Below are 20,305 nucleotides of genomic sequence, written 5' to 3'. Positions count from 1 at the left end.
AAAACCGATGCCAGCGCATCGGTTTTTTTATGCTTATCGTTCAGCGGGAAGAGAAATAGCTGTTTGGGGGGTATAAAAAAGCCACTGTCAGTGGCTTTTTATTGATCATTGAAATGCTCGTGAAATAAAGGGCTAGGCGATATTGTGATCGTGCGGCTGGCCACCTGCACCTTTTAACCAGTTATGTAAGTGAGTTTGTAATTCACCTAACTGATCAGGACCAATAATCGCTAAACCTAAATCTTGTGCGCGAACTAAATCGTGATGACGTAATGGCCGGAAACTCACCAGCATTGCTCGTGCTTGTAAGCCGCCAAGTAGATCACGTAATGATTCCAGTTTATAGAGCGTATCATCACCGTCGTCCCGCATGCCTTTCGTTTTACATTCAATAATATGCAGTTTGTTATTAACCAGAGTTGCCACATCGAGTTCGTTACGTACTTCACGATCCCCAATCTTACGGTAAACTTGTACACCTAATGAATGGTCTTGAATGGTTGGTAATTCATTTTGTATCGCACGAACCGTACTATGAACCAGATTTTCTAACCACTCACCATTTGCAAAGCGACGGGCTTCTTCGTGTTTAAAGGTAAGAATGCCATTTTCGTAAGTCGCTAAACCGGTTTCATGCAAATCATTAATTAGCATGCCCAATTCTTTGTAGCCTTGTTGTTTTTCGCTTAAAGCAACATCTAATTTTTGTTCTTTACGGCACGTTGTCGCGAGGTAATTCAGTGTGGCCAGTCCTGGTCCTAATTCTAACGCGGAACCCGCCCAACGCTGCCCCAAATCCCATAGTTGGTCATTGAGTTCATCAGTTACTGTTGTTTCTGGTAGCTCACAACGCGCACCAAATATTGTTAAGTAATCGCTTAATTGAATGCGATCCTCAACCTGCTGCTGTTCGCGATCAGACGGGTATAACCAGCACATCTCATCACTATAAGGTTCGATAACATAGATAGGCCAATGAAACGTACGGAACACTTCATAAGCAGATAGTAAACGGTGACGTAATCCACAGCTCGCGTTAAACCATACTTCTTGATGATTCTTTTTTAGATCATCAGCTAAAGCATTTAGTCGTTCGCGAAGGCAAGTAATGTTAATTGAATCTGGTATTTCAAAAAATTCAGCATCAATATTACGTGGCGTCAGTATGGATGCGAGGCGTTCATATTGTGCTTTTTGGCTGGGAGTGCCAATAAAGATCATTCTATCGGCGGGAATGCCGTGATCAAGCAAAGGGGTGATCAACCTAACGGGATCTTGATCGATAATGCCAACGTGAGTATTCATAATAATCCTTGGTTTTGTACCCTGTGTGCATTAAGAGAAAAATGGAAGAGAAAAATGCTGCACAAAGTTGTTTTTATTTATTATCACTAAAAGATATGGGTATAGCGCTAAAGCTTTTCAAGCTATCGCAGATCTTAAGCCTAATTTATCGTACAAAATACAACTTATCTGATGTTGCTTCCTTTTTTGTTTGGATATTGTCAGTTTTTTTCAACGCCGAACAAAAATTGGTGGCATACATCGATAACGCCTACTTAAACGTTTTTACTCATATTTAGCCTAAGCACATACTATCAAAGTAATATTATTATTTTACGGTACTTTTATAAGACTATACCTTTTCGTAATAGTTGCGTTACCGTAGGTATGAGTGTCGATAAAAAAAGCACTTTTAACGAAAAAAGTGGATGGATGAAGCGTTTTTCATCGTTGATAACAAAAAGAATTGAATTATCGATGCCGACGGTGACAATGAAACTGTTCTTATAAGCCAGAATGAATTTATGACTAGAAAACTCACCATTTTAGATATTGCAAAGTTAGCAGGGGTTGGGAAATCCACCGTTTCGCGTGTATTAACCAATGATCCCAAAGTGAAGATTGAAACCCGAGAAAGAGTTGAACAAGTCATTCAAGAGTCAGGTTTTGTGCCATCTAAATCAGCCCAAGCGATGCGAGGTGGCAGTGCGAAAGTGGTGGGAGTTATTATCTCGCGGCTTGATTCTCCCTCAGAGAACAAAGCGGTGAGTGGCATTTTGGATGTGATTTATGCGGCAGGTTATGATGCCGTCATTATGGAAAGCCAATTTAGTGCTGAAAAAACCAATGAGCATTTGTCTGTACTGCAAAAGCGCAATGTAGATGGGGTGATTTTATTTGGCTTTAGCGGTTGTGACTTGTCGATTGTGGAAAGTTTGAATCATAAAGCCGTTGTTATTGCGGTGGACACCGGGCGGATCTCATCTGTGGGTTACGATAACTATGGCATTATTGAGCTGGCGATGGCGAACCTTCAACAGCAGGGTAAGCAGCACATTAGTTTTATCGGTGTTGATCCTAGCGATAAAACGACAGGTTTAATGCGCCTCAATGCGTATATTGAATATTGCGAATTTGCCAACATTGAACCGCGTTATCAGACGGGTCAACTTAGCCATGAAAGCGCTTATGAACTGACAGATTATGTACTTAAGCCTGAAACCGAAGCGATTGTGTGCGCAAGTGACACGCTAGCAATGGGAGTGGCGAAGCGTTTACAAGAATTAGACCGCAGTGATGTATTGGTTTCTGGTGTGGGTGCAACGGATTTATTGTCTTTTATATTTCCTAATACCTTCAGTATTGATCCTGGTTATTATGCGGCGGGTAAAGCGTCTGCCTCCTTACTTATCAAGCAACTAGCTGGTTGCCATGAAGTTATACACCTCACGCAAAAAGCCATGATTGCTCAATAAGCCATAATTATATAAATACTAAGAGTGAAAAATTGCTCTCTATTTGTGAACTCTTTCACGTTATGGGAATGTTCCCATTTCATGTTTGCGAGTGTTTTGTCATTATAGTCGCCAGTTGATGGGAATGTTCCCATTGATTAAATTTAAAACTAAAGATAAAAATAAGCTAAGCGTACCCTCACAACATAATGGACATTGGCATGAGTAAAATAAATCGACAGCATATTGAGCGTTTGGTTGAACTGATTGGCGGCGCAGGCAATATTGCCAGCGTTAGTCACTGTTTAACCAGATTGCGTTTTGTTCTTAACGATACAGAGCGAGCAAACGTTAAAGAGATCGAGAAAATTCCTGCTGTGAAAGGGTGTTTCACTAATGCGGGACAGTTCCAAGTGGTTATCGGCACTGAAGTTGATGAAGCCTATAAAGTGCTATCCGACATAACCGGAAATGCAGGAGCATCAAAAGAAGAAGCTAAGGTTGCCGCTCGTCAGAACATGAGTCTGCTTGAAAGAAGTATTTCTCACCTTGCTGAAATTTTTGTTCCTCTATTACCGGCAATCATTACTGGTGGTTTGATTCTTGGTTTCCGTAACGTCATCGGCGATATTCGCATGTTCGATGGCAAAACCTTAGTCGAAATCAGTCAATTCTGGTCAACCGTTCATTCATTCTTGTGGCTGATTGGTGAAGCGATTTTCTTCTTCCTACCTGTTGGTGTGTGTTGGGCTACGGTGAAAAAGCTTGGGGGGACGCCTATTCTGGGTATTGTGCTGGGTGTCACTCTGGTTTCGCCTCAGTTAATGAATGCTTATATGATTGGTAAAGAAGTACCAGAAGTATGGGATTTCGGCTGGTTTGTGATAGAGAAAGTGGGCTACCAAGCACAGGTTATTCCGGCAATTTTCGCCGGTATGGCATTGGCGTTCATAGAAACTAATCTTAAACGTATTATTCCTTCTTATTTGTACTTAGTGATCGTGCCGTTTATCTCATTGATTCTTGCCGTTATTTTAGCGCACGCATTTATTGGTCCATTCGGTCGTGCTATTGGCGATGCTGTAGGTTATGCCGCTAAAGTTGCAATGACAGGTGACTTTGCCGTTCTTGGTTCAATGGTTTTTGCCTTTTTCTACGCACCATTAGTTATTACGGGTATCCACCATACAACCAACGCAGTGGATTTACAGTTGATGCAAGATATGGGCGGTACACCGATTTGGCCTCTGATTGCATTATCAAATATTGCTCAAGCCTCTGCGGTTGTCGGTATTATTTGGATCAGCAAAAAACACAATGAACGTGAAATTTCAGTGCCTGCCGCTATTTCTGCTTTCTTAGGTGTGACTGAGCCTGCGATGTACGGCATCAACTTGAAATACAAATTTCCAATGTTAAGCGCAATGATAGGTGCAGCTTTAGCTGCGGGTATTTGTGGCAGCGCGGGCGTGATGGCGAACGGCATCGGTGTGGGCGGTTTACCGGGTATTTTATCTATCCAGCCACAATATTGGACAGTCTATCTTATCGCTATGCTAGTGGCCATGGCTGTGCCAATGACCTTAACGTTATTGCTTTATAAGCGTGCCCAAGCCAAGGGCGATATAGAGCCAGATGATAAGTTACAGGCTGTGGCTAACTAATACACCGTACTTTTCTATAACTATGTAAATTGTTGGGCAGCGTTCTGCTGCTCAATACTCTCCGAGTAAATAAGCATGATAACAGAGCATAATGAATGGTGGCGCACTGCGACTATTTACCAGATTTATCCTAAAAGTTTTTGTGACAGCGGATGTCAGGGTACGGGCGATATTCAAGGGATTATTTCAAAGCTCGATTATCTTCAAAAGCTAGGTGTTGATGCTATTTGGTTAACTCCCATTTATTGTTCGCCGATGATCGATAATGGCTACGATATATCTGATTACTATAATGTGAATCCAGATTTTGGCACTATGAGCGATTTCGATCAGTTATTAGACGAAGCGCATCAAAAAGGTATCCGTATAGTTATGGATATTGTGGTCAATCATACCTCGACTGAACATGCATGGTTTAAATCGGCATTAGGCAATAAGCAAAGCCCATATCGAGATTATTATATTTGGAAAGATCCGGTTAATGGTGCCGAGCCAACGAATTGGGCATCTAAGTTTGGTGGTAATGCATGGGCATTAGATGAAGCAACCAATCAATATTACCTCCATCTTTTTGCGAAAGAACAAGCAGACTTGAATTGGGAAAATCCAAAAGTTCGGAATGAAGTGAAAGAGGTCATCAGTTTCTGGGCCGAAAAGGGTGTCGATGGTTTTCGTTTAGATGTGATTAATTTAATATCTAAACAACAAGATTTCCCAAATGATCGCGTTGGTGATGGGCGCTGTTTCTATACAGATGGCCCGCGTGTACATGAGTACCTTAGAGAGATCAGCGAAAGTGTTTTTCAAAAATACGGTTCAGTAACCGTGGGTGAAATGTCGTCGACAACCTTAGAGCACTGTCAGCAGTATTCAGCGAATGACGGTAAAGAGTTGTCTATGGTGTTTAATTTTCACCATCTAAAAGCTGACTATGAAAATGGTGAAAAGTGGACCAAAGCACCGTTTGATTTTCTGCAACTTAAGCAGATTTTTAACCATTGGCAAAAAGGCTTAAACGGCAAAGGGTGGGGCGCATTATTCTGGTGTAATCATGACCAACCCCGTGTAGTTAGCCGTTTAGGAGATGATCAGCAATACCGAGTTGAGTCAGCTAAAATGCTCGCGACGTCTATTCATATGATGCAGGGCACACCGTATATTTATCAAGGTGAAGAAATTGGCATGACCAATCCAGCTTATAGCTCGATTGAACAGTACCGCGATGTGGAAAGTACCAATATGTACGACATCATGGTAAATCAGCAAGGTGTCAGTGAAGCCGATATGCTTGCTATTTTGGCGCAAAAATCCCGTGATAATGCTCGTACCCCAATGCAATGGGATGCTACCGAGCAAGCAGGGTTTACCCAAGGTAAACCTTGGCTAGCTGTTGCAGAAAACTATAATGAGATAAACGCGCAGCAAGCCGTTGAAGATCCTAATTCTGTTTTCTATTTCTACCGTAAGTTGATTGAATTACGCAAAGAGATTGAAGTGATCACAACGGGAGATTACAGCGATTTACTGCCAGATCATGCACAGCTGTTTTGTTATCGCCGAGAGTCAGGACAACAACTGCTTGTCTGTATTAACAATTATTATGGTACTGATATTAAGTGCGATCTACCGCCTGATATTGATGCGACTCAGGGACGTTATATCTTAGGTAATTATGAAGGGTATCAAGATCGAACAGCAAGCCAAACAATACGACTAAAACCGTATGAATGCTTGGTGCTGTTGATAGAGAAAGCGTAAATCTTTATTCAAGTAATTCACTGTATTTGAATACGTACCTGACTTGGGTATATATAAAAAAGGCTTTAACTTGCTCTGATATAGAGTGCAGTTAAAGCCTTTTTTGTAGCGATTCAGATCTTAAGCTCTGTTTTCAATACAGTCAGCTTATTGCGGGTGTTGGCACCTGTGATGCTAAAAGCCATATTGCCAATATGAAAAAGACCAAGCCCATCACTTTATGTTGATTAGTGCGGAATTTTTCATTTTTCAACAAAGATTTACCAAGGCTTCCGACCATAGATACTAAGAATAAGTTGAAGATTAAGCCCAGTACATTCAATAACAAGCCAAGAACCAGCATTTGCTCGCCAGAGGTTGCTGTCGATTGAGTCGATACAAATTGTGGTAGAAACAATACAAAGAAGATCAATGCTTTGGGATTAAGCAAATTACTGATAACAGCTCGGCGATAGAGTGTTTTTGCTAAACCCGTTTGTTGTTCTATCTCTGGCGCATCGGCTGGATTGGTACGCATGCAGTCCCAGCCCATTTTTAATAAATAAGCGCCGCCTAATAAACGCAAGACTTGTAATGCAATTGGATTCATGGCGATTAATGCAGATACACCCATTGCAGCCAGTAAAGTCAGCACTAAACCTGCTGTCGCATTACCTAGGCTTGCAAAGATTCCGACTTTTTTTCCGTAGCTTAAGCTAGAGCTGGCGATAAGTAACATGTCGGGCCCAGGGATCAGTAATAGAGCAACAACTGCTGTTAAATACACGGGAAGAATAGATAAATCAATCATAGTTTGCGAGTCAGTTTCAGAGTGAAGGGCTGGATTTTACATCTATAGGGATATATTTAAAGCTATTGTTTGTCTTAACTGGCGTTAATTGCTGGATATCTTATTATTTTTGGTTTTTGTTGCTGATGCTATGTCGGGGTGTAAGCATTCTGATCTAATTGTTGTATTCCTGTAAGCAATAAGGATGTGTGGTCATCATTGCTTTCATTGTGAACTTTATCGGTATTAAGACAATTTTTGAACATAGTACATACTTAACAGATCTCCTTAAACTGAGGTCGTTGTAGTTGGTGGCTTATGAATAGAATTGAAGTAGGTCACTTCGTGTTGGTTGATGACGTTATCGTGTATGCTGCGTTTAATTGCTGATGAAGTAGATGGGCTGTGGTGCATTTATCATCACAACCATCCCTATAACAGAACGAGGACTTTAGGGCATAGTGGCAGCTTTTGAAACGTTGGCTAAAGCCGTTTCAATTTTGGCAATAACTTCTTTGCAGCCCTTAATATTGTGCCTTTTAACTAAATAGTCAGGGTTATTATAGGTTAACCAAACTTGCCCTTTTTCGTCTTGGCTGATTAAGGCTTTTTGAGGTAGGTCTATTGCAGCGCTTTGACTGCATAGCATTAAAGGTGTTCCCACTTTAGGGTTGCCAAAAAGAATGAGCTCAGTTGGTCGTAATACTTCACCAACATGTTTTGCCCCCGCTGAATGATCAATTCTAACGAAAACCGTCATGCCTTTATCATTCAATATCTGTTCGAGCCTATCAGCGGTGACTTTTACGGTATGTGCACTTTTTACACGGATTAATCCATTGTCAGCAAAAGCCGTGGGAGTCATAAGAGTAAATAGCACTGTGCTGAATGCTGTCCGCTTTATTATTTTTACCAACACACTTTTCATCGTAAGCCATCCAGTTCTATGCCATGAAGGTCAATTTTTACTGTAGTAAATATTTCAGCAATAACGATAAATAATTTTCTGAGGTTGACTGAGGAGAGAAACGGAAAATAGGGGAGGTATAGGTATATACCAGCCTAAATAAGTATTTGTTTACTTATCCAGGCTGGTAACTTGGATTACGTAGTTTCTAATGCTTTTTTATTGGTTCTTGCTGCTAATTTATTCGCTAATGAATGCAATTCAGGCAACATGCGATGAATCAAGTGAAGCTGCTGCAATACCATACGGACTGATGTACAGTCTTCATCTCGCCATTGAGCAAGCCGCTGCTCGATTTCAGTATCAATAACAGGTGTTGGTACCACTTGGTTACTTGATAACTGTTCAGCCAAACTATCAAGGTGAGCGTGAATCAGACGGTGTGATTGCGCGACTAGCTGGTGTGTATGCTCATCTTCCAGTCGTGTACGGTGTGCCCCGAGTGCTGAAATATAGCTAAGCATGGCATGATTAAGTGTTAAAAAGCGGAAACTCTCGTCGGTACACATACGATAGCGCCCAGGTTCTGCGAGCATATTGCTTATCGCGGTACTGAGTTGAGCATCGGTATTATGCGCATCTCGACGTGCAATGCGGTAGTTTAAGCTGTCTTTTTTACCAATACGGTACTGACCAATGATCTGAGCAAGGTAATTACAATTGGTTTTAATTGCCGATGCCATTACCGTATGTAAACGGTTTGCTTGCCAATCAGGCAGAATAAAGCTGACAGCAAGCACTGCTAATAAACAGCCAAGTAAGGTATCGCCAAGTCGTGGTAAAATAACCGCAAATCCTTCACCCAATTGATTGAAACAGAATAAGACTAATAGCGTGATAAAGGCGGTTGCTAAGCCATACTGCACGGTTCTAAAGGCGAAGAATAAGACTCCAGCTAATACCATGAGTACTAGTTGACCTTCTTGACCAGGAAACAGGTACAACAATGGAATACCAGCTAACAGCCCACCCAGAGTACCAATGACTCTCTGAACCAGTTTTTGGCGTGTTGCACTATAGTTTGGTTGGCAAACAAAGAGTGTTGTAAGTAGAATCCAATACCCTCGTTCAAGCTCTAGAAATTGAATACAACCGTAGCCAACGGTTAGCGCAATTGCCATGCGCAGTGCATGACGAAATAGCATTGAATCTGGTTTAAGCTGGCTAATAACGCGTTTCCACATTTCTTTAGCACCACGAGCTTCAGTATCTGCCAGTTCAATGTCAGGATCGGTAGGCGCGGTATCTGGGTTGCTTACATTAGACAGTTGGCGCTCAACAGTTGCGAGGTTATTGAACAGATAATCTAATTGAATCAGATACGAACGCCACTCAGGGTTATTCTGACTTTTTAGGTGGATTAACGATTCTTGTAACTCATCTAATGCACGAATACTTTCAACACTGTGGTGGTAAGGTTTACCCATTGCGAGGGCATGTGACACCGCACGGCATTCATTGGCTTGTGAGGCTAGTAAGCGCTGAAAGCGAAATAGCACATCACTGCGTTGGAAGGTTGCCGCTAAATCTTGGTAGCGATAATGTGAAGAGCTGGCTCGTTCATGAATATCTTGTGCGAGAAAATAGATTTTCAAAAAGCGATCGCCGGTGGCATTAGGGTGCCCGCGACGTGCACGGTGCAGTAGCGTCGCTTTGGCTGAGTTAAGTGCGGCAACCACCAAGGCATTTTTTTGCGCAGCTTCAATGCGCAAGGGCTGCGGAACAAGGTTAGATACGGGCTCAAACAGTTTACTTTTACTGTCTAAATAGTGTGAAAATTCACTAAAAACACGTGCTAAGCTTTGTTGTACGGGTTGGTTAGGCCAAAAGATATGCCAAAGTAAGGATAAAGAGCCATACCATGCCGCGCCAGCTAATAGTATTACCGGCTGATACCATAAGTTAGGGCTCGTATCGGCTCCTAGCATGGTATAGACCGCTAGTAAGAGTGAAGCAAATGCAATACTAGCGTAACGAGCACCAATAGCCCCAAGCATTATAAAGCTGAACGTAGAGACGAATAAGCCAATCGCAAAAAAGAGAGGGGTATCAAATAAAATTTCGATAGAAAAAGACGCGATAAGAAAACACGTGAGTGTCATCGCCAATCCTTTAATTCGCCCTGTTAGGTTATCATCGGTTTCTGCGAGTGCGGCGGCGATAATACCCAGTACAAGTGGTGTAATTTCGGTGGTTAAGCCTAAATGCCAACAAGGCAAGGCAACACCGACTAGCGCGATTAATACTCTTATACTGTAGTTAATACGGTCGTTGGCCCAATAGCGGCGTAAATTGAATCTAAAGCGGTTTTTTTGCATGTATGATTAACAATCTTCTGATAAAAGGCGGCAAATGAACCGTTACAATCGTATGTGAGTAACGAAAAAAATGACAAGGTATATAAGATAACAAAGTTGAGATTAAACCACATAAAAAATAATGGCTAATCAAGCTGTAAGACGAAATTATAATCAACTCTGTATTGTGGTGCTATGGTGAAATACGGGTTGTTGGTAATATATCGCCCTGTAGGGCAAGGCATCTTGAAGTATTATGGGTATTATAGCCAAGCTACCTCAAAGTATTGAAATGAGTATCTTGAGGTAACTTAGGTATAAAAAAACCTGAATGAAAATTAGGAAGATTTTGGTGAAAAAATGCGTTTAAGTGCCAGTGTATTAGCACAGTGGTTTGTGCAAGGTGACTATTTCAGTGTTGAGCTGAATGAACATAGTTTAATTCTTGATAGCCAGACAGAAACAAGCACGATTTCTTTTGATGATTGGGATGGTGCGATTGAAGTGCATCGTGGGGTTGTGTGGGGTTCATTAGAACTCACCTCTGCTGATCAACAATATTGTTGGACGATTCATGGTTTACCTTGGCAACAATGTAAGCCTTTTGCTGCACGTCTTCTTGAATCGTATCGTGATTGGGCACATGGTCGAGTTGATAGGCTTGATAAAACCCTGCCAGATGTTCTTAACCGTATTGATAGCTTTGTGACACAGCAAGGTTATTTACGCGAATCAGAACACGATAACTTGTGTAAATTTCTTGACGATTCCTTAAAAACAACTGGTTTAACCCATGAACTTGCTGCGTCTTTTCGCCCTATGGCATTCGAGAGAATAGAACCTTGGCTAGAAGGTAATGGTGATTGGGTAGAAGAAAATAACCGAGAGTGGTTAACGTCAGAAGCTGAAAAATGGTCATCATGGTTTGATAAATTTGAAACATCACCACTCAATCTCTCTCAGCGTGAAGCTGTATTAATCAATCAAGATCACAATTTAGTTTTAGCGGGTGCGGGTACCGGCAAAACAAGTGTGCTGGTGGCACGTGCAGGTTACCTTGTTGCCAATCAGGCAGCACAGCCTGAAGAAATTCTGATGTTGGCTTTTGGTCGTAAAGCGGCAGAAGAAATGCGTGAACGTTTAGCGTTGAAGGTCAACGATAGAATTAAGGTGGCGACATTTCATGCACTGGGCACGCAGATCATTCAATCTGTTGAAGATGAACGCCCGAATGTCTCCCCATTAGCATTGGATGACAAAGCAAAAACACAGTGGATAGCCTCTACTTTAAAAGAGCAATGGGAAACTGCCGCATCAGCTAAACGCTGGCAGAAACATTTAACACAATGGCGTATTCCAGGTTTTAAAGCTGATAATTCGATGGAACAGCAAGCGAAAAATGAACAGCTAGCGAATTGGGTTTGGCGTCATATTGAATTGATCGGGCAAAGCGGTTTAAGCAAAAGCGATCTTTTAGCGGTTATAGATAAAAGTAATAATCCTGCAACTAAGCAGCGAATGAAGAGTGAACTAGGGTTATTGTGGCCTTGTTTTCGTGCTTACGAGCAACATTTAAAATCGAATAAGCAAATCGATTTTAATACCATGATCCAAAAAGCCGTTGAATACGTTAATGATGGAAAATTTGTACCAGAATGGCGTTTTATTATGGTTGATGAATACCAAGATATTTCGCCACAGCGTTTGTCATTAATTGAAGCTTTATGTCATAGCAAAGAAGAAGCAAAACCGCGTCCAACCTTGTTTGCGGTAGGCGATGATTGGCAAGCTATTTACCGTTTTGCGGGTGCTGATGTGAATTTAACAACAGGTTTTGCTGACCGATTTGGCTCAAGCCATATTACAGAGTTGGATACCACGTATCGTTTTAACAGCATGATCGGTGAAGTGGCAAATACCTTTATTCAACAGAACCCACAGCAGCTCAGGAAAGAGCTGACAAGCCATAAAAAACAGAAACGCAAAGCAGTTACGCTATTATGTCAGGATTTACTTGAGCAAGAACTGGTACAGCTAGCTTCCCAGAATGAAAAGCCTGTTACGGTGTTACTGCTAGGCCGGAACAATAAGCAACGACCTGAAAAACTAAAAGCTTGGCAAACTCAGTGGCCTCAACTCCATATGACATTTATGACGTGTCATGGTAGTAAAGGGCGTGAAGCTGACTTTGTCTTCATATTAGATGTGAACCGTGGTGTATTCCCCGCTCCAGAGCGTGAAACGGGGTTAGCGGCATGTTTACAATCTAAGAGTGAAGGGTATGCCGACGCAGAAGAACGCAGATTGTTTTATGTTGCGCTAACACGTGCGAAAAAACATGTTTGGGTCTGTGCTGATCCTGAAAAAACATCATCGTTTGTGAATGAATTGATTGATGATAAATATGCGGTAATGAATAAGATCAAGCGCATGAAAGTAAAATAACGCTCAGGGTGTTTAATACTGAATGAGAAGCCTCAACTCTAGTTGGTTGGGGCTTCGTTTAATCCATAACTACGACTATTTTACCACTGTGGCTCATCGCCTTTAATTTTTCTAAGCCTTCAAGTAACCGTTTAAAAGGTAAAACCTCCGTCACCATTGCGTCGAGCTTTCCTTCCGCAACAAGGTTACTCAAGCTATTGCCGATATCGGCAAGGTGGTAAATATGTTCAGGTGAACCGTGTGCGAATGTGCCGTGTAACGCTACTTCATGCAGGCTAAGTGCTTTTGTTGTTGCCAGCAAAGGAACTTGATTAAATTGATCTGCCACCATCACAATATGTCCGTTATAACGGATTAAAGCACTCATCATGCTGCCTGATTTAGCAGAAACACAGTCAATCACAGAATGAAGAAGATGATCTTCGGTAAGCTCAATAATCCGCATTGCAACGTTATCTTTATGGGGATCAATAACTGCATCTGCACCATATTGCAATAAACGCTCATGGTGCTGTTGGTCGGCAATCGCATAGACATGAGCGCCTGCAAGCTTGGCTAATTGAACGGCAAACCCGCCGACACCACCACCTGCCCCCGTAATAGCAATATGCTGACCAGGTTTAGTCTGGAGTTTATCGTATACCGCCATCCATGCGCTGTATCCTGCGCAGGGTAGCGCAGCTGCTTGTTGAAAGTCTAACGAGTCTGGAATGCGGCTAACGGCATTTGCTTTACACGTTGCATATTCAGCAAAACCACCAGCAGTGCGTGGATCGGCGAAAAAAAGCACTCTGTCGCCCGCTTTAAACTGTACAACATCTTTACCCACTTCAGTGACGGTACCTGATACATCAAGGCCGATCACTTGGGGGTAATTCCATGTTGCATATCCCCAGCTTGCAAGTTTGTAGTCCATTGGGTTTAGGCTAACGGCTGCTACTTGAATGCAAATCTCATCAGCGTTAGGGCTTGGCTTTGCTGCTTTCTCTAATTTTAGGTGTGTTAATCCTTCTGGTTTGGTGAGTCTCCATGCATTCATATACCACTGCCTCTGCATTTATTATAATAATTGTTATTACTATTCTGTTTTATAACTTTATATCTAATAGCGTTATATTGCTTAGTTCAAATAAAAAAAGCCTTTTGATAAACAAAAGGCTCAATGAGTCAGTGACTAATTAATGAGAGGTTTTAACCAATACGTTCAGCAAGGTAAGCATCATAATCTGGAATTTCGATAGAAATTTCTTCTGATAATAATGGTGATGTGATCATAAATTTTGCGCTTGCTCGGTTGGTTGCAACAGGTACATTCCAGACGGCAGAAATACGCAATAGTGCTTTCACATCAGGATCATGAGGAACTGCATTTAGCGGATCCCAGAAGAAAATCATCATATCAATTTTACTTTCTGAAATTAAAGCGCCGAGTTGTTGATCTCCTCCCATAGGGCCACTGATCATGCAGTTGATTTTAAGACCTGTTTCTTTAGAAAGAAGGTGACCTGTAGTGCCCGTTGCATACAGAGTGTGTCCTTCAAGTTTGTCTTCAAACTCTTTTACCCAGCGTAAAAGGTCTTGTTTACAGTTGTCATGTGCAACTAAGGCAATATGCTTGCTCTTGTTCATTGTACGTGTTGTGACTTGCATGTAGAACTCCAATTTATTCGTACAAAATACGAGAGGTTGCTTGGGTATAATTATAATGATATCTGCGCTCATTAATAACAAAGCTATCTATTGATGTACAACGACATGCACCGAAAGTATAAGCTAGCGCAAAGACTTATTTTTAGTGGGCAACATCATGGTTTTCAACATTAAATACAGGTCTATATTCTGCTGGTGATAAAGAGTCTGTAATGACCTCTTTGGGAAGGTACTCTGGTGTTAATGGCTGAATTTTTGGTGCTAAATCGAATTCCATCGGCTTATTCTCAAGATAACGTACAGCTTGATCGATAGACATTTGTGCTTGCTGAGCCATTTTATCTGTAGGAGAAAAGAGTATCTTTCCTCGGCGTAATCCACGATAGACACCATGACTCAGGTAGGTCGATATAATTTTCACATCGTCTGTTTTGTGGTTGGTGCGAAGTTCACTGATCGCAACTTCTGCAGCAACAGCTCCACCGACAATATAATTAATATCGGGATGTTCAATAAAAAGCTGTTGTATAAGGTTACGCTGCAGTTCTTTACTGTTATCAGCCCACAGTGTGCTCACCACTTCGATATCACTGTTTTGTATGGCATCTAAAAATCCAGAGTTGACAGGCTTTGTACCACCACGCTGCTTAGGCCCTGGTAACCATGCCACTTTCACTTTTCCGCTACCTTTAGGGTGACGCTGTGCGAGAAAAACACCGGCTTGTTTTCCCATGTAATACCAATCAACGCCCACTTTGGCTTTAATGTGCATTTTAATATCTGGGTCTGACATATCGATATCATTGGTCATCGAAAAGACAGGTATATCGCCAGTAAATTGCGATAAGATTCCGTTATAAGCAGTTCTATCGACAGTCCCTAAGATAATGGCATCGGCACCCCATTGCTTACAGTATTGTAATTGACGTTTTTGTTTTTTAAGTTCAGGGTAACCGCCTGCCTCTAATACTTTTAATGTAATGCCCAGGGTTTTAGCTTGTTTAACCATGCCATAGTTGATTGAAAGCCAATAGGAGTCTTTTAGATGTGGATAGACGGCACAAACTTTCCATGGCTTCGATACAGATAGAAGCGGTTTAAATGGAATACTCTGCGGTTGCTTTTCATGTTTAAAAGGCGGCTTATACGTGTTTATTTCACGCGCAAACGCAGAATGAAGGGTAAAAAAGAGTAATAAAAACGAAATAATAGATTTTTTGAGCATGATTATTAGCATCTGTACTGATATCGCTGGCAAAATAGTAATGTTTTATTTGGTAGGGTTAAACCCCATTTTTCATATATATGGTTCTAGTCTATGACATTTAACCGAAATGGTATTGGTGGCAAGCTACTTTTAGCATTCTCAGCCATGGCTGCGCTAATGATTTTAGCTGTTGTGATTGGTGTTGCTGGCTTTTCGTTGGTTGCAAAAACAGAAAAAACAGTCATTAATTCGGCAGTCCCCGCTTTGGTAGAAGCTCGTCACCTGTCTGATTTGAGCTCCAGAATTATTTTTACCGCTCAGGTTCTAGCAACGTCAAAAACAGAACATGAGCGTCAACGACAAGGTCGTGCGTTAACCATTTATATTGAAGGGTTGAAAGATAGCTTAACGGCACTAAAAAGCTACCCATTTAATGAAGACTTAATGTCTCAATTAGACGACGATGTTAAGAGCATTATCGATAATCTCGCTTTAATGGGATTATTGGTCGGGCGGCAGATTCGCCTGCAAGCTCAATCCGATGAACTTACCACGAAGATGCTCGTTGCAACACAGCAGGTTGATTCGCTGTCACAATCCCAAGTCTCGAATGCGAGCACTATTGCGGTTGCAAACGTTTCACGTATTTATGATTTAGTTGAGTCTGGTGATAATCAGGCGGTATATAACGCGTTAGATAGCTTAGTTGAAGTCGATATGGATTTGTCTGAGCGTCTTTTTGAGCTGAGGTTTTTAGCTCTCCAAGTCATTAACATGCTCGATGATTCCAAACGGTTAGGTGATATAGGTAATTTAACACGCTTAAAAGAACGGTTTATTCATGCGGTTAATGTGATGAGCTACCGTGTTAAGTCTGTAGAAGACCCTAGTCGTTCAGCGCAACTGACAGAATTAACGTCTAATTTAAATCGTGGCGGAGTATTATTTGGAGTTTTAGAGCAATTACTGTATGCCAAAAAAGATGTTGAGCGTCTAGACCAACAAAACCTCGTTTTATTTCAGCAGTTAAATAGCACTGTCGACGGTATTATAACAGCGGCAAACGAGGGTACCCAACAAGCGGTTACAAAAGTTGATGAAACCCTTACCGTTGCAAGAACGACTCTTATCAGTATTTCTGTTATTGGTTTAGCTGCCTTGGTATTAATTATGTGGCGCTTTGTGTATGCGAGCGTTATCTGCCGTTTTAATGATTATAGCCAAGCATTATTGTCGTTAGCCCGCGGCGATCTTGGTATTCAATTGGATATTAAAGGTGATGATGAATTAGCACACATGGGACGTGCCATCATGATCGCCCGTGATACCGCATCTGAACGGTATCGTTTAATACAAGTTGAGCGAAAAATCCGCCATGAACTGCAACTGCATAAAGAAAGTCTAGAACGATTAGTTGCACAGCGAACGTCTGAATTAGAAAAGACCAATAGCCGCTTAAACGAAGAAGTGGTTAATCACGATAAAGCACGTAATGAAGCAGAAAAGGCTAACCGCGCCAAATCAGCTTTCCTCGCGACTATGAGCCATGAAATTCGCACGCCAATGAATGGTGTGCTCGGCACCGCTTCATTGTTAGCAGACACAGGGCTTAACGACCAGCAAGCGCGTTATCTGCGTGTGATCAACCGCAGCGGAGAAACATTATTAGATATTCTTAACGACATTTTGGATTATTCAAAAATTGAAGCTGGTCATTTGGATATACGACCTGTTGATTTCTCACTGTCAGAATTAGTGTTGGACGTACACAATATGTTGGAAAGTCGCGCGCTAGCTAAACATATTCAATTAGTGAACCACATTGATGACACCATGAACAATGTTTGGCTGGGGGATGTGACGCGTATTCGTCAGATATTGATTAATTTGGTGGGTAATGCGATTAAATTCACCGACCACGGTCAAGTGACGATTGCAGTCAGTATGAACCCAGATATGCCTGATGAGTTACTGTTTGAAGTCACTGATAGTGGCATTGGTATCGATGAGGCGGAACAAGACATCCTATTTAACGCCTTCAAGCAAGCAGAAGAAGGACGGAAAACTGTTGGTGGTACCGGTTTAGGCTTAGCGATAAGCCGACATATTGTTGCAGCAATGGACGGCGAAATTGGTGTTGATTCGACGATTAATGTTGGTAGCTGTTTCTGGTTCTCTATTCCGTTAAAACGAGGGGAATTGTCGACAGGAATTGAAGGCTCTACGATAACAATACCGCCAGCTCATATCTTATTGGTAGAAGATAATCCAGTAAATAGCATGGTTGCAGAGGGATTTCTACGACGGTTAGGACATAGTGTGATTACGGCAGAAGACGGTGAAAGTGCCGAGCGTGAATTTAATCGAAATGTATTTGATATGGCGTTACTTGATATCAATTTACCTGATACAGATGGGGTAACCTTATTGCATCGTTTACGTCGTATCGAAGAGGCTAATGGTGAATCATGGGAAGAACCGACGCCAATGGTTGCATTTTCTGCTCACGTATTTAGAGAAGAAGTAGAGCAATATTTAACAGCTGGTTTTGCTGGTTTTTTACCTAAACCTGTGACTGAAAAGCTATTAATAGAAACAATTGGCAGTATTCTAAAAGGAGACAAGCGGGTGGTTGTAGAGAATATTCCATTTGACAATGTATCTACTATTGAGCTTGATAAGCAAGACGATAACAATGGCGAAAAGAGTGAGCCTAACTCAGTTTTTCCTATATTAAAAGAATCTGTACTGGGTGACGATTTACAAGTATTAGGTGTCGAACGAGTTCAGAAATTGATCACGTTGTTTGCAACTTCTTCAAGTGAAACCTTAGGTAAACTGCAGCAAGCCGTTGAAGATTTAGATATGGCTGAGGTTTCTAATCATGCACATACTTTAAAAGGTGCAGCAGGAACGATGGGCTTAATTCGATTACATCAAGAGTGCTTACTTTTTGAGAAAGCAGGTAAAGCAGGCTCGCTTGATGGATTAGATATTAAAACGGTTTGTCAGGCTTTTGAAGCATCAAAACACGCATTAGAAAGCACGTTTATACACTCAAGTTAGCTTGGGGATACTGCATTCATTCTTACGTTTGAATTAATCATAATATTAGAGGCATGATGTTTAGTTATATAAACATCATGCCTTATTTGTATTTAATCCTAGTGAATTCCTTCCAGCGTGATCCTCTATACAAAACGCACTTTCTTGGTGATATAAGCTATTAAATTGATAATTATAAGGTTTATATTTATCAAATTAGAAATGTTGCAAAATTAGTGAATATTATTCCATTATAAAAAATATAGAGAGATACGATGAAGAAGATGACTTTAACTTTGCTTTCTGCTGCTATTTTATCTGCAATCAGTCTAAGTGCTAATGCGTGTACAGGTCTTATTGTTGGTAAAAATGCCTCTTCAGATGGCAGTATTATGATTGCTAGAAATGAAGATTTTGGCATTAATAATTGGAATAAACACTTGGCGTACCGCCCTGCTCAGTTAAATAAAGAAGGGGACTGGGCACTAGGTAATGGGCTTGTTGTACCTATGCCTAAGCAGTTTTATGCGTACTCGGCTATTCCTGATTGGGATGCTAATACGGTAAACAGTGACGGAAAATATTACGAAGAACGTGGTATTAATGAATTTAATGTCGCAGTTTCGGCGACAACCAGCGCTGAAGTCAATGATAAAGCAGCTGCTGCTGATCCACTGATTGAAAATGGCATCATTGAAGCTGTTATTCCTACGTTGATATTGCCTCAAGTTAAAACCGCTAAGCAGGGAGTTGAATTACTTGGTCAATATATTGAAAAATACGGCGCTGGTGAGGGAAACAGCCTATATATCGCCGATGTAAATGAAGCATGGCTAGTTGAAATCGGTTCTGGCCATCATTGGATTGCAGTAAAAGTACCTGATGATAGCTATGCCATGATAGCCAATGGATTGAGAGTGCATGGGGTTAATCTTAATGCTAACGATGTACTGCATTCTAAAGGATTATTGGATTTTGTTAAGTCAAACGAACTGTTAGATAAGCCTGATGCTAAGTCATTCAATTTTGCCAAAGCATTTGGAGTTATTGGTGATGTCTACAATGTTGACCGCGAATGGCTAGGGCAACATATGCTATCGGCATCTAATGAACAAAATACACGATTACAGCAGTACCCTTTGTTTATGAAACCCGATAATAAACTGTCGGTAAAAGATGTGGCTGATGTACTCAGTGCAACGTATGAAGGCACCAGCTTAGCTGATAAAGGTGAACGCCCAATACGTGTAGAACGTCAGTTAGAATCTCATATTATCCAGCTACGTAAAGATATGCCTAAAGAGCTGCAAGGTTTGATCTGGCAAAGTTACGGTGTATTGGCTGAATCAGTATTAGTGCCGTTATACAGCAGCTTACAAGATTACCCAACGCCTTATACTATAGGAAACGATATTTATTCTGATGACTCTGCATATTGGCAATTCCGCAGTTTAACGGCTTTAGCTACCGCGAACCCTGACAAGTACCTACCGATGTTAAATGAGGTGTGGAACAAAGAAGAAACCAAGCTATATAAACAAGTTAGTAGCATGGATAAGACCCTGAAAACACTTTATAAAACGGATAAGCAAGCAGCGTTAGATATGGCGTCAGATTATTCTTATGGTCAACTTCAACGTACATTAAGCATGGCGACCGAAACACGTTATAAGATGATGACAGATCTGACTAAAAGTACCGAGAAAAAGTATTCAAAAGAAGAATTTAAGAAAATAATGAGCTTGTAATACCATTACTGGATAAT

At 41.2% G+C, this 20,305-nt stretch carries 13 protein-coding genes; 6 read left to right on the top strand and 7 right to left on the bottom strand.

The window, feature by feature from the left end; translation table 11 throughout:
* Window positions 1–132 precede the first annotated feature (132 nt).
* The gene (locus tag C9J47_RS07900; RefSeq protein WP_107253027.1) at window positions 133–1,305 is read right to left on the bottom strand and encodes a Card1-like endonuclease domain-containing protein; all 1,173 of its coding nucleotides are present in this window, start codon (window positions 1,303–1,305) and stop codon (window positions 133–135) included.
* Between the two features lie 503 nt (window positions 1,306–1,808).
* On the opposite strand from C9J47_RS07900, the gene treR reads away from it, so the two are divergent.
* The 3 genes from treR (at window position 1,809) to treC (ending at window position 6,160) form a co-directional block, all read left to right on the top strand.
* A complete protein-coding gene (gene treR / locus C9J47_RS07890; RefSeq protein ID WP_107253025.1) occupies window positions 1,809–2,759 on the top strand; it encodes a trehalose operon repressor TreR in 951 nt (316 codons plus the stop codon).
* 200 nt (window positions 2,760–2,959) lie between these two features.
* Complete coding sequence (treB, locus tag C9J47_RS07885; protein WP_211321712.1) at window positions 2,960–4,402, top strand: PTS trehalose transporter subunit IIBC; 1,443 nt, start codon at window positions 2,960–2,962, stop codon at window positions 4,400–4,402.
* 75 nt (window positions 4,403–4,477) lie between these two features.
* Window positions 4,478–6,160 (top strand): alpha,alpha-phosphotrehalase, encoded by a 1,683-nt coding sequence (treC, locus tag C9J47_RS07880; RefSeq protein ID WP_107253023.1) that lies wholly within the window; start codon window positions 4,478–4,480, stop codon window positions 6,158–6,160.
* Window positions 6,161–6,302: 142 nt separating this feature from the next.
* Here the strand turns inward: treC and C9J47_RS07875 are convergent, their stop codons facing one another.
* The 3 genes from C9J47_RS07875 to yccS all read right to left on the bottom strand — a co-directional run bounded on the left by C9J47_RS07875 (window position 6,303) and on the right by yccS (window position 10,214).
* Window positions 6,303–6,950 carry a LysE family translocator gene (locus C9J47_RS07875; protein ID WP_107253022.1) on the bottom strand — a complete coding sequence of 216 codons (648 nt, stop codon included), beginning with the start codon at window positions 6,948–6,950 and terminating at the stop codon, window positions 6,303–6,305.
* A 430-nt stretch (window positions 6,951–7,380) separates the two neighbouring features.
* Entirely contained in the window at window positions 7,381–7,857 is a 477-nt protein-coding gene (locus tag C9J47_RS07870; protein ID WP_107253021.1) for a DUF302 domain-containing protein, read from the bottom strand.
* 176 nt (window positions 7,858–8,033) lie between these two features.
* Window positions 8,034–10,214 (bottom strand): YccS family putative transporter, encoded by a 2,181-nt coding sequence (gene yccS / locus C9J47_RS07865; protein ID WP_107253020.1) that lies wholly within the window; start codon window positions 10,212–10,214, stop codon window positions 8,034–8,036.
* A gap of 339 nt (window positions 10,215–10,553) precedes the next feature.
* On the opposite strand from yccS, the gene helD reads away from it, so the two are divergent.
* Window positions 10,554–12,638 carry a DNA helicase IV gene (helD, locus tag C9J47_RS07860; RefSeq protein ID WP_107253019.1) on the top strand — a complete coding sequence of 695 codons (2,085 nt, stop codon included), beginning with the start codon at window positions 10,554–10,556 and terminating at the stop codon, window positions 12,636–12,638.
* 58 nt (window positions 12,639–12,696) lie between these two features.
* Here the strand turns inward: helD and C9J47_RS07855 are convergent, their stop codons facing one another.
* From C9J47_RS07855 to torT, 3 genes are all read right to left on the bottom strand, one after another.
* Window positions 12,697–13,677, bottom strand: coding sequence for a zinc-binding dehydrogenase (locus C9J47_RS07855; protein WP_107253018.1), 981 nt, complete (start codon window positions 13,675–13,677; stop codon window positions 12,697–12,699).
* 152 nt (window positions 13,678–13,829) lie between these two features.
* Entirely contained in the window at window positions 13,830–14,288 is a 459-nt protein-coding gene (locus C9J47_RS07850) for a methylglyoxal synthase (RefSeq protein ID WP_107253017.1), read from the bottom strand.
* A 142-nt stretch (window positions 14,289–14,430) separates the two neighbouring features.
* Window positions 14,431–15,513 carry a TMAO reductase system periplasmic protein TorT gene (torT, locus tag C9J47_RS07845; protein WP_107253016.1) on the bottom strand — a complete coding sequence of 361 codons (1,083 nt, stop codon included), beginning with the start codon at window positions 15,511–15,513 and terminating at the stop codon, window positions 14,431–14,433.
* 93 nt (window positions 15,514–15,606) lie between these two features.
* On the opposite strand from torT, the gene torS reads away from it, so the two are divergent.
* On the top strand, window positions 15,607–18,561 hold the full coding sequence (gene torS, locus C9J47_RS07840) for a TMAO reductase system sensor histidine kinase/response regulator TorS (protein ID WP_107253015.1): 2,955 nt from the start codon (window positions 15,607–15,609) through the stop codon (window positions 18,559–18,561).
* Between the two features lie 254 nt (window positions 18,562–18,815).
* A complete protein-coding gene (locus C9J47_RS07835; protein WP_107253014.1) occupies window positions 18,816–20,288 on the top strand; it encodes a C69 family dipeptidase in 1,473 nt (490 codons plus the stop codon).
* Window positions 20,289–20,305: the final 17 nt, after the last annotated feature.

Origin of the sequence: Photobacterium indicum (genome assembly GCF_003026215.1) — a bacterium.
GTDB lineage: Bacteria > Pseudomonadota > Gammaproteobacteria > Enterobacterales > Vibrionaceae > Photobacterium > Photobacterium indicum.
The sequence above is the reverse complement of the archived record's forward strand: the minus strand, read 5'-3'. Positions and strand labels throughout refer to the sequence as shown.

Coding starts and splice junctions, on each gene's coding strand:
- C9J47_RS07900 (WP_107253027.1), bottom strand. CDS start 1,305: ATGAATACTCACGTTGGCATTATCGATCAAGATCCCGTTAGGTTGATC.
- treR (WP_107253025.1), top strand. CDS start 1,809: ATGACTAGAAAACTCACCATTTTAGATATTGCAAAGTTAGCAGGGGTT.
- treB (WP_211321712.1), top strand. CDS start 2,960: ATGAGTAAAATAAATCGACAGCATATTGAGCGTTTGGTTGAACTGATT.
- treC (WP_107253023.1), top strand. CDS start 4,478: ATGATAACAGAGCATAATGAATGGTGGCGCACTGCGACTATTTACCAG.
- C9J47_RS07875 (WP_107253022.1), bottom strand. CDS start 6,950: ATGATTGATTTATCTATTCTTCCCGTGTATTTAACAGCAGTTGTTGCT.
- C9J47_RS07870 (WP_107253021.1), bottom strand. CDS start 7,857: ATGAAAAGTGTGTTGGTAAAAATAATAAAGCGGACAGCATTCAGCACA.
- yccS (WP_107253020.1), bottom strand. CDS start 10,214: ATGCAAAAAAACCGCTTTAGATTCAATTTACGCCGCTATTGGGCCAAC.
- helD (WP_107253019.1), top strand. CDS start 10,554: ATGCGTTTAAGTGCCAGTGTATTAGCACAGTGGTTTGTGCAAGGTGAC.
- C9J47_RS07855 (WP_107253018.1), bottom strand. CDS start 13,677: ATGAATGCATGGAGACTCACCAAACCAGAAGGATTAACACACCTAAAA.
- C9J47_RS07850 (WP_107253017.1), bottom strand. CDS start 14,288: ATGCAAGTCACAACACGTACAATGAACAAGAGCAAGCATATTGCCTTA.
- torT (WP_107253016.1), bottom strand. CDS start 15,513: ATGCTCAAAAAATCTATTATTTCGTTTTTATTACTCTTTTTTACCCTT.
- torS (WP_107253015.1), top strand. CDS start 15,607: ATGACATTTAACCGAAATGGTATTGGTGGCAAGCTACTTTTAGCATTC.
- C9J47_RS07835 (WP_107253014.1), top strand. CDS start 18,816: ATGAAGAAGATGACTTTAACTTTGCTTTCTGCTGCTATTTTATCTGCA.